The organism is Escherichia sp. E14S1, from assembly GCF_004211995.1.
Lineage (GTDB): Bacteria > Pseudomonadota > Gammaproteobacteria > Enterobacterales > Enterobacteriaceae > Escherichia.
This window is the reverse complement of record NZ_RHJQ01000019.1, coordinates 19125-35889: the sequence shown is the minus strand read 5'-3', so window position 1 is coordinate 35889 and position 16765 is coordinate 19125. Positions and strand designations below refer to the sequence as shown.

Annotated in this window: 9 protein-coding genes; 4 read left to right on the top strand and 5 right to left on the bottom strand. The window is 48.5% G+C overall.

Annotated elements, in window-relative coordinates:
* The 3 genes from D9734_RS19380 to D9734_RS19370 all read left to right on the top strand — a co-directional run.
* On the top strand, positions 1–188 hold a 188-nt coding region (locus tag D9734_RS19380), incomplete at its 5' end, for an autotransporter outer membrane beta-barrel domain-containing protein (protein ID WP_130209808.1).
* Positions 189–994: 806 nt separating this feature from the next.
* Positions 995–3640 (top strand): autotransporter outer membrane beta-barrel domain-containing protein, encoded by a 2646-nt coding sequence (locus tag D9734_RS19375; protein WP_130209806.1) that lies wholly within the window; start codon positions 995–997, stop codon positions 3638–3640.
* Positions 3641–3773: 133 nt separating this feature from the next.
* On the top strand, positions 3774–4406 hold the full coding sequence (locus D9734_RS19370; RefSeq protein WP_130209804.1) for a LysE family transporter: 633 nt from the start codon (positions 3774–3776) through the stop codon (positions 4404–4406).
* A gap of 312 nt (positions 4407–4718) precedes the next feature.
* On the opposite strand, the gene zorD is transcribed toward D9734_RS19370, so the two are convergent.
* The 4 genes from zorD to zorA1 are packed head-to-tail and all read right to left on the bottom strand — an operon-like array spanning position 4719 to position 13046.
* Positions 4719–7958, bottom strand: a complete 3240-nt coding sequence (gene zorD, locus D9734_RS19365; RefSeq protein ID WP_130209802.1) for a type I Zorya anti-phage system protein ZorD — start codon at positions 7956–7958, stop codon at positions 4719–4721.
* Entirely contained in the window at positions 7958–9745 is a 1788-nt protein-coding gene (zorC, locus tag D9734_RS19360; RefSeq protein WP_130209800.1) for a type I Zorya anti-phage system protein ZorC, read from the bottom strand. The genes zorD and zorC overlap by 1 nt, the downstream gene beginning before the upstream one ends.
* On the bottom strand, positions 9742–10479 hold the full coding sequence (zorB1, locus tag D9734_RS19355; protein ID WP_130209798.1) for a type I Zorya anti-phage system protein ZorB1: 738 nt from the start codon (positions 10477–10479) through the stop codon (positions 9742–9744). The genes zorC and zorB1 overlap by 4 nt, the downstream gene beginning before the upstream one ends.
* 11 nt (positions 10480–10490) lie before the next feature.
* Entirely contained in the window at positions 10491–13046 is a 2556-nt protein-coding gene (gene zorA1, locus D9734_RS19350) for a type I Zorya anti-phage system protein ZorA1 (RefSeq protein ID WP_130209796.1), read from the bottom strand.
* Between the two features lie 311 nt (positions 13047–13357).
* On the opposite strand from zorA1, the gene D9734_RS19345 reads away from it, so the two are divergent.
* Positions 13358–15223 carry a YaaW family protein gene (locus D9734_RS19345; RefSeq protein WP_130209794.1) on the top strand — a complete coding sequence of 622 codons (1866 nt, stop codon included), beginning with the start codon at positions 13358–13360 and terminating at the stop codon, positions 15221–15223.
* 153 nt (positions 15224–15376) lie between these two features.
* On the opposite strand, the gene D9734_RS19340 is transcribed toward D9734_RS19345, so the two are convergent.
* Positions 15377–16759, bottom strand: coding sequence for an amidohydrolase family protein (locus D9734_RS19340; RefSeq protein ID WP_130209792.1), 1383 nt, complete (start codon positions 16757–16759; stop codon positions 15377–15379).
* Positions 16760–16765: the final 6 nt, after the last annotated feature.

Sequence of the window (16765 nt, the reverse complement as noted above, 5' to 3'; positions counted from 1 at the left end):
ATTACAGCGTGAAGATGGATCGCATCGGCGATGAGATCATCGGCGCACGTAACGCAGGCGAGTTAAAAGTCGGGGTGGAAGGTCAGATTACTCCGCGTCTGCAACTGTGGGGCAACGTCGCCCAGCAGTTGGGCGACAATGGTTACAGTGATACCCAGGGAATGCTGGGCGTGAAATATCTCTTTTAATGCCACTTTGCCACCTGTCACGTACAGGTGGCACTCTTTTTCGAACCCTGGTCTTTATGATCGCGCTCGCATTCAGCTATAAATATGATGAAGTTAATTCAGCTTATTTATGAGTGAAATCACTATGGCTCCTTTGCACGCCATATATAGCCCCTCCCGTTGTGCAAGTTATTTTTCATCTGTGTAACGGAAGTTAGTTGCATTCATATATCCGACCTCTCTTACGGTACCGTCGTATCCTGCCATGATGTGTGATTAGAGCAATACCCTGAAGATAACAGTCATCATCAGGGTTGATTAATAAGTGGTTCAGCGTTCAGGAAAAACCCACAGAAAAAGGGATTATATTTGTATTTTTCTCAACAATAGCCACATCTCTCCTGTTGTTTAATAACGCTCATGACAATTATCGCTGGTGCTCCTTAAATTAATTTTCATAAAAATCTCAAATTCCTGCTTCCGCTAAAATCCAATATAAAATTCACACAAACCACATTACTTTTCTGAACAAAAAAGCCACCAACCATCTATTCATGTAATTTCCATACCTTTTCTTTATTTCACTTACATAAAGTTTAGGATTATTAGATGTGTTTTTTCTAAACGACATAAAAAAACCACATTAACTCCACGTACAAACCACTAAAACCAATCAATACAATGAACAACTAACACTTTAATAAATTTATTGCATCTAATATTACAGATATTCTTATTTAGCAACTTGCATGTTTACGCCTTACAAGGCTTCAGGAAGAAAAATAGTGCAATAAGAAACATCTCGCCATTTAAATTTAAGGATGAAAGTGAGTGATATGAAATCAGCAAAAAAAAGCTTATCGACACGGGCGATAGCCATTTCAACGGTATTATTTACACCCGTATCCCTGGCTGTAACCCCACCCACAGATGCAAATAGCGTTGTTACCATTAATAATGGCGAAGAGGCAAAAGTTATTGCCGCTGAAGGTTACGATCCCGGATGGAATCATTTTACTTCTTTGAATGTAGGTCAAAACTCTAATGGCTCATTACTCATTGATAATCTTTCACTTATTACTGCTAATGCTACCGTAGGTAATAACTCTGAAGGTTCCCTCACTTTATCCAACCATACCAACTGGCAGTTTGATACTCCTACATCAAAATTGTATTTGGGCACAAATGAAGGTTCCGGCACAGTATACGTGTTAGAAGGCAGTAAGATAAGTGGCCTGCAGGAACTAAGGATTGGCGAGTATTATGGTGATGCCAAAGGGTTGATGGTTATTGATGGGGAAGACTCATCGGTTTCCTCTAACATTGCTATTGTTGGCGATCAGGGAATCGGCAATTTACGTATTACGAATGGCGGTACACTCACTACCTCAGCTCAGGTAGCTATTGGATATGCTTATCCAGGCAATAGCGCATCAAAAAATCGTAATAGTTATGGCGAGGTTCTGGTTGATGGTAAAAATTCAACATTGAATGCTGAATATGTTTATCTTGGTGGATTCAGCCCAGATGTTGCTTTTAATACTACCGGTATCCTTACCGTTAATAATGGTGCAACAATCAATGCCAATTCGTTTATCTGGGTTACTCTCGCACCTGGCGCCACAGGTGTTTTAAATATTGGTGGTGCGCAAGGTGAGGCTGAACAGCCTGCTGGTTCGATTAATACGCCATTTATTCATTTGGGGGCTGCAGATGCTTCTTCCTCTTCGATAGTAAACTTTAATCACTCCAGTACCGATTTTCTGCTGGCCTCCGATATTCAGGGGAACGGCCAGATTAATCAAGTTGGCTCAGGAACGACAACATTATCTGGTTCCAATAGCTATGCTGGTGATACCAATATAACCAAAGGCAGTCTACGCGCAGGTAAAGAAAATACCTTCAGCCCCAACTCCGATTATATTGTCGACAGTGAAGGCCATCTCGATTTAAACACTTATTCGCAAACATTAAATACTCTGGCGCTGGCTGGAACAACAACGTTGTCTTCGTATGAACAGGGTCACGAGTTCACGCCGACCACACTGACCATTAACGGCAACTACACCGCCGATGATGGCCTGTTAGTCATGCATACTGTATTAGGCGATGATAATTCCGTAACGGATAAACTCATCATAAAAGGTGATACTTCCGGTAGCACCCGCATTATGGTCAACAATGCGGGCGGCCTGGGCGCGGAAACCCTGGAAGGGATAAAAATTGTCGAGGTTGACGGCCTGTCAGAGGGCGTTTTCAGTAAAGAGGGACGTATTGTTGCCGGTCCTTATGACTACAACGTGGTAAAAAGCGACAACCAGAACTGGTTTTTAACCAGTGAAATTCCCGCAGGGCCGTATATCCCTCCGGTACTGCCCGTCATCCCGGAACCCGATCCTGAGCCACCTGTAACACCTGAGCCCCCTGTAACACCAGAACCGCCTGTGACACCGGAGCCACCTGTTACGCCATCTGTTCCACAACCAGAACGAAAACATCAGTATCGCCCGGAAATTGGTAGCTATCTGGCCAATATTCAGGCGGCAAATACGCTGTTTAATACCCGGCTGCATGACCGTCTGGGGGAAACACAATACACCGACCTGCTCACTGGCGAGCAGAAAGTGACCAGTTTGTGGATGCGTAACATTGGCGGGCATAACCGCTTTAAAGATCGTTCGGATGAACTGAATACCCAGAGCAACCGTTATGTTCTGCAACTGGGCGGCGATCTTGCGCAATGGAGCAGTAACGCACTCGATCGCTGGCATCTCGGCCTGATGGCTGGCTATGCCAACAGCAAGAGTCACACGCATTCCAGCCTGACCGGGTACAGCTCACGTGGGCAAATCGACGGCTACAGTGTGGGCGTGTATGGCACCTGGTACGCTAACGAAGCAGACAAAACCGGGACTTATGTTGACAGCTGGTTGCTCTATAACTGGTTTGATAACACCGTCTCCGGCGAGTATCTGCCCAGTGAAAAGTATCACTCTGACGGCATCACCGCCGCCATTGAAGCGGGTTATACCTTCCGTCTTGGTGAAAGCGCAGATGCGCGTACCAGCTACTGGTTGCAGCCAAAAATGCAACTGACGTGGATGGATGTGAAGGCAGACAATCATACGGAAGACAATGGCACGCTGGTTGAGGACAGCACCGAAGGCAACCTGCAAACGCGTCTGGGGGTGAAAGCGTATCTGCAGGGTCATAATGCTATTGATGATCATAAAGAGCGTTCCTTCCAGCCTTTCGTGGAAGCCAACTGGATTTATAACTCACGCAATTACAGCGTGAAAATGGATGGCATCAGCGATGCAATTACTGGCACGCGTAATATTGGCGAGTTAAAAATGGGGGTAGAAGGTCAGCTTACCCCGCGTCTGCAACTGTGGGGCAACGTCGCCCAGCAGTTGGGTGACAATGGTTACAGCGATACCCAGGGAATGCTGGGCATGAAATATCTCTTCTGATACCCCTTTGCCACCTGTCACAGTACGGGTGGCACTCTCTTAGATCGACAACCTTTGTGATCGCGCTCGCATTCAGTCATTTTTACTATAAATATGATGAAGTTAATTCAGCTTATTTATGGGTGAAATCACTATGGACCCTTTGCACGCCGTTTACCTGACCGTCGGATTGTTCGTCATCACCTTTTTTAATCCGGGGGCAAATCTCTTTGTCGTGGTACAAACCAGCCTGGCCTCAGGCCGTCGTGCAGGTGTACTCACCGGGCTTGGCGTGGCGCTTGGCGATGCCATCTATTCCGGGTTGGGATTGTTTGGGATGGCGACGCTCATTACCCAGTGTGAAGAGATTTTCTCACTCATTAAAATCGTCGGCGGCGCTTATCTTTTATGGTTTGCCTGGAACAGTATGCGCCGACAATCAACACCACAGATGAGCGCATTACAGCAGCCGCTTAATGCTCCCTGGTATGTATTTTTCCGCCGTGGACTCATTACCGATCTCTCTAATCCACAAACAGTTTTATTTTTTATCAGTATCTTCTCAGTGACGTTAAGCGCAGAAACGCCGACCTGGGCGCGGTTTATGGCCTGGGCGGGGATTGTGCTCGCATCTATTATCTGGCGTGTATTTCTTAGTCAGGCGTTTTCTTTACCCGCCGTGCGTCGTGCATACGGGCGTATGCAGCGCGTTGCCAGTCGGGTTATTGGTGCGATTATTGGTGTCTTTGCGCTACGGCTGATTTATGAAGCGGTGACACATCGGTGAGCTGATAATTGTAACCAACCCAATTGAGAAATTGGACCGCCATCGAGGCCTCGAACCCCGTACCATACAACAATCCTGGTTGTCGTCTGCTCTTCCTGATGAGCTAATGGCGGTTTTTTGATACGAACCTTACAGCATATTTCCTGTCAGGCCCTGGTGCGATGCATAAGATACAGAAACTGCCCTACGCGAACATGACGGAATTATGATTTTTTTCATATGAATGTCAACTCGTACATTCACAAAATATCTTTGTTGTTCATTAATAAAGCAATAGCAAATCCCTGTCGATTTACTCGCCCATGGCATTCCCTACGCCAGGGGAGTACCCGCCAGCACTGCTTCAAAATCTGCGGCGGTCAGATCGGTTGCCCCTTTGAGCATATCTCTCGCCAATGCCCGGCGTCGGTTCAGTAATTCATCCAGCGTTTCTTCAAAAGTCATTAACTGAGTATCACGCACCGTCGGATAATAGACGTAAACATCTTTCTGCTGCCCGATACGGTATGCCCGATCGGTCGCCTGATCTTCCTTCGCCGGATTCCAGCAACGGGTAAAGTGGATGACATGATTTGCTTTCTGGACATTGACGCCAAACCCAACCGCGATGGTGGATAAAATAATGATGTTAAAACCGGGCGTTGATTGAAATGCATCGATCAGACTCTGACGATTTTGATCGCTGCCAGATTTGGTGCTGGTATCACCATTAATAATAAAAGGCTTAAAGCCAAAATGCTGCACAATCAGATGTTGCAGTTCTCGTTGAATATCGCGCAGTTCCGTAAAAATAATCACTTTGTCATCAGATGACTGGCGAATGGCGTTTAATGTCTCCAGCAGCCATTTTACTTTCGGAGCATCGTTCCGTAAGCGCAAATCTGCACTTACGGAATAAGGCCATGCGCAAATAAGTTTCAGGCGATGCAGTAACCCCAGCATACCTGAGCCTCGTTGATCCAGCCCTTCGCTGATCTCCTGTTGGTTTCGCCAGCTTGCAACCGAGTGGGTATAGAGCTCCCGTTGCAATGGCAGCATATTCAACTGTTTACAGCGTTGATCTTCAATCTTTTCCGGCAGGTCTTTCGCCACTTCTTCTTTGGTGCGGCGCAGCGTCTGCGGTTCAATTAATTTACGTAGCGATTCGAGGACAGCATTATCATTCTGTTGCTCAATTGGGCGTAAATAATCTTTACCAAAATTGTTTAAAGCCCCCAACAACCCCGGTTGAACGAAGTCAAATAAACACCACAGATCAACAAGGGTATTTTCGACCGGAGTTCCGGTACATGCGACTTTAAATTGTGCCTGAATGGCTTTTGCCGATTGGGTAATTAATGCCGCCGGATTTTTAATTTTCTGCGCTTCGTCGCACACCATTATGGACCAGGGCTGGCGAGCCAGGGAAAATTCCTGATCGCGTAACGTCTCATAGGTGGTAAGAACAATATGCGCGTCCCCCACCCAGTCACTTTGTAGTAAGTTCTTAATCCCCTTACTTTTAAGCGCCTGAGGGATGCTCTCTTTCGCGCATTTCTTAGCCTTAAGTTCATTACCGTAGAGTTTTAAAATCGACACCTGCTCGCGCAGGAAGAAATTCCCAACCTCGCGCTCCCAGTTATCGAGTAGCGACACCGGAGCAACAATCAGCGAAGGAGGCGCATCCGGGAAACGTTCACGATGCCAGATGAGAAAAGTTAGAATCTGTAAGGTTTTACCCAGCCCCATATCGTCTGCGAGTAAACATCCCGCCGTCTCTATTGGCGACTTTAGATACAACTGCTGGAGCCACGCTACCCCTTTACGCTGGTGTTCACGTAGCTGAATGGACGTTTTGAGGATCATCGGCAGTTCGACTTCTGCCTGATGTGCGCCGAGCAAGGAATCCCGCCGTTGTTTAACATACAGCGCCTGCTCGATATTTTGTTCTATCAGCAGAACGGCACGACTGACCGGTTCACTACTTACGCCATCATTTATTTCACCGTCGATTTTCTTTTTCCATTTATCGTGGAAAATTTCTGCTTCTTCACGGGGCAAAAGGTTGTCGTTCCAGGGCATGGCGACTTCCGGCGCATCCGTGGCTTTTGCCTCTTCCAGCCGCTCTTCCAGTTCCTGAAAATGTTGATGATTATCGAGATCCCAGCCAGAGAACATGGCCTCGCACATCTCTTGCGCAAGGTTCTCCGGAAGCCATTTTTCACTTTCACTTTTGACCAGATAAGGCGAACTTATTTTTTCAAATTCACCGATCCCGATAACCCGGTCGCTGTATTTGTTCAGATCGAGGACGTGGGTAAAATTCATTCCCGCCGCCTGGTGCTGCCAGTTTTCAAGCAACGCCTGATAACCTTGCAGTTCTTCCTGGCTGAATCTGGAAAGCTCCAGATCGTAACCCTGCCAGACTCCGGCGGGCAGTTGTGCCGCTAACTTTTGCTCCAATTCAGAGAGCAACGCCGCCAGTTCACCTGGACGTTTAAAGATATAGGTTTCATCCGCCACAGATTGCTCAGTTCTGGGGCTGAGAAGAAGCGTTACCGCCGCAATTTGCCTGTTTTCATCAATCTGCGGCTCCAGACGGAAATCATAAAAGTAGATCCCGGCGTCCTGCAAATTCTGCTCATAAACGTCAGGATCGAGCACCTGGCTCGCCTCTTCACCAATCCAGGTGTAGGGGTTGCGAACAAATGAGAGCGCATCATCCCCCGCCACGCGACGTCCCGTAATAGCGTGCACGGAGGTCAAGACGTCTTTGACTTCAGGGGAAAGAATGACATGGTTTAAGACACCGTCGTCCCCTAAAACACGGTAACGATCCTGTACCTGTTGCGTACGGTCAAAACTCTGTAACCAGTTGGCAGGCTGCTCATCAAAAACAGGTTCAATTTCCAGTACCGGAGTATCCACCACCAGCGATTTTCGCAGTTTTAACTGCAACGATTCCGGCCTGATGACGATCGTTTTCGCGAGATAGTCATCCAGTTTTGCCCCTGCTTTTTTGGCCTGCCGCCGTATTTTGGCCCAACGGGTTTGGTTGACCGTTTCGCCCGGCGTCTGTCGCTGCTGCAATCTGAGTTGGTGTAGTGCGTCCAGAAGCTGCCAGTTCTCTTCACTTAACACAAAGGTGCCTTCCGCAGAGGAAAAGCTGGCTCCTGTGCTGGTTATCTCAACGGGGCGATAGTCATCAGGTAGGGTCCATTTATCAATGAAAACGCGAAAAGTGTCATCGCTAATGCTTCCTGTTGCAGCAAGATGAGCCGTCAGATTGCGCTGTGGGGGGAAAGCAAAAATCGCCAGACTGCTGGCATAGTCGTCATTTTTCCGGATGTGATAAAAATCATCCCAGCTAAGAAACCAGCAATCCGACCAGTGTGAAACATAATCTTCCTCATGAAGCTGTTCCAGGCATGAGGCGACAGGCCAGTTATCTTCGCTATCGGCAAGACTAAAGGGGAAAGCAAACCCCTCTTCTTTCATTACATACAGCGGCACAAATGAAGCAGGTAGTGAAGTATTCTCTTTAATAAATTTACCCAACAATTTTTTAAACACTATTTGCTCCAGTAAGTAAATTTACCCAGCACAGGTTTAAACCCAAGGCTGAGTAATTTTTGCGCCGCTTCATGGTCTGGTTCATTGAAATGAATATGGATTGCGCCCCCAAGCCCTCGTTTATCCATCACTTTGCAATCGACCGAACGAATAATCTCCCGGATTTGTTGTTCCCGGTCGGGGAGACCTTTTTTGGCTTTTAACGAGGAGGCGATGATTTTGATTTGCTCTTCCCGGTCTGACTTTGCATCACTGACTTCACGTTCAGGTAACGATGCAGGCACTGACCGACTCATGGTCTTTGAGGCATTGAAACGGGAGATATCCAAAGTGACAGAAGACTGATTTATATCTTCCGCAACGTAATCAATACCCAGCTTACGAAGTTCTTCGTCATATCGGCTCATCCACCCCTCAATTCGGTTGAGTGAGTAGAGAAATACCGGCGATAAATGCGGTAAACGCAACCGGACTTTACGGCGGTTATTCCGCTTATCTTTCAGATCATAATCAATATCAAGAATGCCGGTTTCCGGATTAAAGGGCGCATTCCCCATATGGTAGGCATACATTGCCCCCACTTTCGAAAATTCGACAAACAGATAATCACCAATGCGCATAATCATGGCGTTGTTATCGCGTGAACCAGAACCTTGCAGGCGGCTTAATCGCCCTGCGTTTTTCGCCCTGAATTCAACATAATCGACATCTTTGGATCGCAGCGCATCTTCGCCCAGCACAATGCGCGTATAGCTCATTTGGTTGGCAAAACGTAGCCAGTAGAACAGGCGCGCATGGTCAACATCCCGATTACCTTTCAGCAATTCAAAGAACAGTTTCAGATCGTCTTTGGCGAACCAGCCTTGCACCATCAGTAATACGGGATTTTCAACGTGAACCTGCCAGCTTTTATTACGACTGGTTAACTGCGGATTTCCCCAATATTCCAGGGCCAATTGCTTGAGTTCGAAATGTGTTTGATGTTTAAAAGCCGACTGATAATAACGGGTCAGAGTGGCTGCCAGAATATTATCTTTAAACCGCGTAAGCTGGCGGCTCAAGGCGATAATAGAATGAATTTTCTGCTGAAAATCATCGTCAGTCAGGCAAAAAATCTCATTGACCAGGTGGTTAACAATTTTGCGCCATAACCAGCTGGTTTGCGGAATTTGTGCGACTTTCTCCAGCACCGAAATATCCGTGATATCTCCACGCCCAAGCTGTTGTCCGAGAAGAAAACCTGCATTATCGGTAAAAATATCGCTATAGGTGTCAATGACCGACATCCAGGACATCTGACGCGGCGCACTCTCTTTTAGCTGTTGAAACCCGCGAGCAATCTGCGTGCGTAGCTGAAGCCACTGCGGATTCTTTTCCGGTGCATCGCTGGAATGACCAAAGTAGCTGGTACATAACGCCAGCCATTCGCGGCGTGTTAACCGCTGCTGCGCAATTTTTTGTTCAATTTCAGCGATAATCCTCGCGAAGTTTTTTGCATCATCAATCAATGCAATTTCAAACAGATCGCCTTCAGCCACGTCATTAAGACCAAAAAAAATCATCTTCCACTCGAAGGGCTTTGGCGTATCCCCCGCACGCAGCCGGGCAATGGCCTGTCGGCGTTTCTCCAGAGGGGGAACCATCTGCACCGCGCGAGCATCTACCTTCCTCTCTAGTTGCGCGATAACGCGCTGAAGATAGTGAAAAGCATGACTTACCGTCGGCTGCAAGTTCTGCTCCCGATAGGGCAGCAAACGGGTTTTCAGTTTTTCAATAGCGCAAGTCATTGCATGGCTCCCAACTGACAGGTTTCCTGACTAATGCCAGGAACAACATCCATGCTTTCGTCGTGCTTTTTGTCTTTCAGACCAAAGAATTGCATCCGCAGTTCTACGCGACGGCTGGCTTCTTTGCTCTCTTTCGCATTGTTAAACGAAACCCCACCCGCCAGAAATAATTTGCGGATCTGAACCTGTTGTTCCGAGGTTATTTTTTGCTGTAGCGCGCTTCTACTATCCAGCAGACTGCACATCACCCATTCCGAGCGTTGCAACGAAAGGTGCAGGTTATAGAGATAAGAACCGTCAGTATCCGTAAAACCTTCTATAACAATTTGCTTAAACCATTTTTTGCCTTCATCGCTATTTGCCGCTTCCAGCACTAACGGCACCACATCCTGTAGCGCCTGTAATCCTTCGGCGTTAAGCGCAAAGCGATTGTGCTCAAAACGCCCTGCTTCACCAAAGCTGATACGGTTGTCATGGCAGTCAACCTGAATCGTCTTGTTGAGATTCTTTGCCTGAAGCTCAAGTTTTTCACACAGGCGAGCAATATCATGCCCGCGCGATTTCTCCCCCGCTTCCGCCTGCTGGATCCGCTGCGTAACAGAGCTAAGTGACGCCACCATCACCACCAGAAACAGCACCATCATGGCGGTCATCAGGTCTGCATAGGAGATCCAGAAGGGTTTTTCCGCTTCATCGCTGCGCCGTTGCCTGCCATTAAATACCCGGTTAAACATCAGCCTGTTCCTTACGCGCGACGATGACGGAGTACTGTTTCCAGCGTATCCACGCTTTCACCAATAATCTCAACCGAAGAACTTAAGGCTCCCGCGGCTTTAGTCAGCTGCGTATCCATCTCCTGCAGTGAACGATTCAGGCCGTTTTCCACCCCGGTCGTAAAGGATTCAAAACTGGTTCCCATCACCTCGGCAATGTTATGCAGGAACTCCTGAGCCTCACGGTTATATTGTTGCAGGCGTTCCGAATACGCTTTCAGATCATCAACAAAACGGCTGCGGGATGATTGTTCATCATGGCTACGGTTAATCAGCGTTTCGAGTGCCGTTATGGCATTCGCCACGACTTCACGGGTATTACGATAATCGGCAATCAATGCCCCCAACTCCGCGCTGGCACTGGAAAGCGTGCGTCCCGCCTGTTGCGTGCCATTGAGCACCTCAGCAGTTAACTGATTAGCCTCAGCAACACGATCGCCCGCAGCTTCAAAGCGGTCGGCAGCCACGCGCATTTTATCGGCTCCTGTTTGTATCTCTTCCAGATGGCGCGTGGTGTTTTGCGCCATCTGTTGCAGCAGATCGCCAGAAGCAGATTGCTGTTCACGCAGCATCTGCATCAGCGACTCAACCTGACTTTCAAGCTGACCAATGATTCGCTGCGCTTCCTGTTGTAACGCACTCTGCGCCGATTGCTGTTGCTGACTGAGCGACTTCTGACCTTCTTCCAGTTGCCCAAACAGGTTGCCAAGTTGGCTACCCAGGTGATCGATACCGCTGGTCATTTTCTCTCGCAGGGCATCCTGACCGGAATGCATGGTTTGCTGTAACGACGCCATAAACTGTTGTTGTTGCTCAGCCGCCGCCTGCTCACGCGCTTCGCTACGTGCCAGAAGCTGCTGAGTTTCTTCATGCAGCACGCGTTGCCCCTGTTCCTGAGTCTGGCTCATCTGTTTTTGCCCAGACTCCAGTTGGCTGAATACACCCGCCAGGTTTTGCGTCAGCGTTTCGACACCTTTGCTCATATTGCCTATCAGCAAATTTTGCGCCTGGTTTTGCTGCTGATTAAGTTGCTGCTGACCATTTTCCAGTTGTGCAAAGAGCGTCGCCATATGGCTGCCAAGCGTATCCACGGAAGCCGCCATTTTCTCCATGGTTTCATTTTGCCCGTGCTGAACACTGGACTGGATAGCCTCAATAAACGCGCGCATCTGTTCCGCCATCGCTTTTTCACGCGCTTCGCTGTCGGCAAAGATTTTTTCCAGTTGTTGCGCCATCCGTTCGCCCGCGCCCTCACCTTCTGCGCCAATACGGGCAACGGATTCCTGCAAGCTGCGCAGCATCTCATTCATCCCAGCCTGCATCTCCTGCTGACCGCTTTTCATTTCGCTTAACAGTTGAGAGATCAGTTGCGCGCTGCCCTGACGTGAGTCATCCCCGGCCTGACGCATATCCTGCAACAACGTTGAGAAGCCGCTTTGCATAGACTGAATGGCTTCCACAGAACGCCCCATCATCTCCTGCATGGTGGTGAATTGCTGACCAAAGGTGTTATCCATTTTGCTCATAAAGGCGGTCAGGACGTTCTCCAGCATCGACTGCACACGATGGCTCTGGTCGCCGGAGGCGGTTTGCACCACACCAGCAATTTTATCCAGCGGATTTTTCAGACTGGTTTCGATAGCACCACTGACCTGTTCAGCAAACTGTTGGCCTGACTCGCGGTATGTTGTTGATAATGTCTCTGCCAGCTTTTGATTTTCCCGCACATGGCTATCCACCAGGTTTTGCAGCATTTCACGCAGGTCAGTGACCAGACCATCCTTAAGTTGCCGCGCATGGGTGGTGTTTTCTTTAGTACTGGAAAGAAGTTGCGAAAGGTAATCTTCACCGACGCCGCCCTCAAAAAGCTGGTCAATGCTGGCGGTAAGAAGTTCCAGGTTTTTATAGCATTGCGCCAGTCGCCACTTTTCAAACATGGTGACCAGAATGGAGAACGTAATAGCAAACGCCGAACCTAAGAACGCATACAGAACGTCGCGTAAAAGGTTAGCGACGCTGGCGCTGACCTGCTCTGGCGTGCTGGGGTCAAAATGGTGCAAACCAATCATCAGTCCCGAAAAGGTGCCGATGATCCCAATTCCGGTCAGGATGCCAGGGAGATGTTTAAACGCTTCCGTATAGAGAGGAATTTCGACTAATAACGGTTCCGTAAACCATGCTGACGACGGAGCCGTTGAGCGGATGGCGCTAATTTTTTTTTGCCCGCTGTTTTCGTCAAACTCAAACTGACGATGTAGAGACTCTTTAAATTCGCGCCAGGGATGCGCAAAAAATTTATCAGAGAATAACGCGTCTAATTTTTCGAGTTGTTGTGCCGGTTTTTCATTGCCAAGTTGCCGAATTGCTTTCGCTTTTTGTTTAAAGCGCGCTGAAACCCTAAATGAAGGAATAGCGTAACGGACAATGAAACCCAACAACAAAACCCCAACCACAATAGCGACATAAATCGGCACATTTTCTGGATTAACAGAGGTTAACGTGTCGAGGAACGAAGTCAGCGAAAACATCTAAATACCTTGAGTGAAGGAAAAGAAATTTGCAGGGCAGAACATCACCAGCAAGGAAAAAAATCGCCTGCTCATTATAGGAAAAGTCTCGATTTTTACATCAATAAAACGTTATATATCTCACAAAAACATTGATCACACGCATACGTAAGAAATTTAAACTGCTTGGTGAAAATAATTCACAGAATTTATGCTTTATGGCACAAAGATTGGGGATTTTATTTTTTTCACCGCCAGACTTACGTATGAAACTTTTTCGTAGGGCGCGCTGCTTCTAATAACGTCCAGTCACTATTCAACGAGACAATTAAATGAGTGAGATTGACATTAAGGGCGACGAAACGCTGGTTGCTCTGCTACTGAATGCCGACAAAAACGATATCGATCTGCTGATTGATTACATTACCCCAGACGGAAAATTTAATTTTTCCCAGTCTGACCGCGTTAAAAAGGCCTTGCGCGATGGTAAAAATAGCGAAGCTGTTGATGAGGAAACATTGCGTTTGCTGATTCGCGAACTGCAACATTTTGGCGGTAACACCGTAATGAATCTGTTCCGACGCAATGGCGTTAGCTATAGCGAAATTGTTGACGATGTCGCCAGCCATCTGAAAATTAAAGTCGCGAAAAATGCCCCGGTAAAAGAAAAAGAATCACTGATTATCGATGCCGTTTTCGCGTCATCCTGGAACAAAATGTCAGATGACGATCGCCGTCAGCTTCTCCGTGATATGGGAATTAACACCAGTATTAGCCTGGATAAGTTGTCACGTATGGAGCTGCCACTTTTGCAACGTGCGGCAATGGTAGCAAGCGGTCTGGCGCAGATCGCCACGGGGAAGGCACTCCCGCTAATTGCGGGTCTGGGGATAGGTCGCGTGTTGGGCGTTCTCACCGGTCCTGTCGGGTTAGCCCTCACCGGTTTATATACCGCTTATGATATTTCCAACCCGGCGTTCCGAATCACCTTGCCCTGTGTAGTGCAAATTGCCTGGATTCGCTTAAAAAATTCCCGCCATCACCGTCTGAGCGAATCGGTATCATCAACGGCAATGTCAACCGCAAACTATGACAATCGCTGGGTGTTTGAAAATGAAAAGTCGCAGCACGTTTTAACTGTATCGTCTATCGCTTTAAATGAAATTACCCACCCCGACACTCTGGTACGGCATGACATTACTGAAATTTCACGGTTAGGCCCACTCTTACAGACGCTTCCTTCGCTCGCCACCGCCGCCCATATCGCCAGTCATCACTATATGGAAGTCATTATTGATGGCGCACTGGCGAAAGTGAAAGATAGCTCGGGATATCGTGGCTTCAGTCTCGGGGAAAAAGGAATTAAAGCGCACGCAGTTTTGCTGAACCCTGACAAACTGAATCAATTAGTCAACGCCAGCATATTACTGAATGTCGCTTCGGCGATACTGGCACAAAAACATCTGGCAGATATCAGCAATAAACTGACGCAGATAATTGAAAGTATTCGGGAGATTTCTGCGTTCCAGAACAATGCCCGCAAATCTGAAATTGTCGGCGCTATTCAGTATTTACAGCAAATCACGCCTGTCGTCATTGAGGGGCAATCTTCGCCAGAAATACGGCAAATACTTGAAGCTATCGAAAAGGATTTTTCAACACTCCAGGATCATCTGCTGACGGATATTGCCTTTGCTGGCGAGAAGGTAGCCTCTATAAATGACGGCAGTTTTTTCAGTAGCGCAACCATCACCAGTAAAATTCAGGCGCAACAAAAAATTATTGAAGAACGGACGATGGAGTGGGATTTAGCGATGAGAGTACGCGGGCAAGCATTACATCTGGTCAGCCATAGTGAGGGTCAGACGATGCTGGTAGAACGCCGTCAGCAGGCTATAGAACATCATTATGCGCAGTTCGATACGGTTATCAGCAAGGTAGAAAAACAATTACAGTCACGAATTGATAGCATCGGCGCCGTAGCGGAACAAGCGAATACCACCAGCGCCAATAAAGTCATTTTGCGAAAATGGAGCAGTAACCGCTTAATGCCGCAAAAAGTCGCAATTAAGGAAGCCCGCATGGCGTTCGACCAATTCCAGCAAAATATGCTGGACAAGCCGTTGCAGACCAGCCGCATGTTGGTGGAAATGAAAGACGGTAAACCGGTGAAGTGTTATGCGTTGCCGGATGCTTAAGGCAGCTCGTAAGGTTTACTGTGTGGTTAGCGGTGCCACACACAATGTCTCCGGCTCAGGAGAATCAAGGCCAACAACCCCATATCCAAGCAGCCCCACTCCCTGGGGCTTAAATCTCTTACTATTCACCGTTGCAGACATATCAAATGCGTATCAACCTGCCACACTCCCCCACACCAGTTGTCCTTTATGGAACGTTGCCGTTCTCGGCGAAATACGCGCCACCGCCTCGGCGGAACAGGAGGCGTCCACCAGCACAAAGCTGGCGTCATCCTGCGCTTTTGGCCACACACGCTCGCCTTTTTCATTCAGCGGCAATACGTCTCCAGTGGCTAAAAACAGCGAACGGGAGAGGTTCTGTTCGTTAGGGCGAATATAGAGCTGCGCGTACAGATTGGCTTTTTCCAGCATGTCGCCCAGGCCGTAAGGCGACCAGTGGTCGATAACGCTATCGGTGCCGGTCATCACTTTTACGCCTTTGTCGTGGAGCTGTTTGAGCGGCATATGCAACGTGCCAATCGGCACCGTCGAGGCGATAGAAATTTGCTGCGCCACCATCCGGTTCGCCAGTTCATCTACCTGCTGCTCGTTGAGCGTTGCCAGCGCAAAGGCATGGCTGATGGTCAGTTTGCCTTTCAGCTGTGGCGTTTTCTCCACCGTTTCAACCATATAATTGATGGCTGCTACGCCTGCCGGAGTGGTTTCGTGCAGGTGAATATCGACGCCTTTGTCGTAGTCCAGCGCAATCTGGAACATGGTGTCGAGGGATTTTTCCATCGCGCCATCAACACTGGTTGGGTCCAGCCCACCGACGTAATGCGCCCCTGCCTGCATCGCTTCGCGCATTAAGGGTTCCGATTTCGACAGCAGCAAACCGTGCTGCGGGAAGGCGACAATTTCACACTCGAAGCCCGCCTGACGTCGCGCCAGCACCGCCTGCAAATTTTGCAGATTTTTTAGGCCGGAAACCGGTTCGATATTGCAGTGGCTGCGGGCAATGGTGGTGCCTTTCGACTGCAATAAATCGATCAGTTTTTCCGCCCGCTCTTGGGTGTAGGGTTGCAGCTCCGGCAGCATTTTTTGCTCGAGCTTGATCATGTCCTGGATGGTGGTGCCTGCCGGGCGATTGAGCGAGCGCCACGGCCCGCCGTAAAAGGTTTTGTCGAGATGAATATGCATGTCGCGGGTGGTGGGCAGCATCAGCTTACCGCCAGCGTCATAGTGCGGCAGCGTGGCGTCCGGATGCTGCTTGTTCTCGCGCAGGGCAACAATTTTGCCGTCCTGAATCTCTACGGTCTGGCGCGCCGTGCGGGTCTGCACCGCCACACCGTTTTCGTAGTCAAATCCAGTTTCCAGCAGCACGTTGTCGAGATAGTAATGCGGGTCAGTGATTTTCATGGTGTTGTTCGCTTCGCAGTTTGTAGTGCCAGAAACCGCCGCATGGGCGAGCGGCACAGACGTACCAAACAGCGCAGCGGCGGTGACCATCTTACCGCTCTGGCTCAGAAACTCACGGCGGCTATTGCTTTCTTTCATCTTACG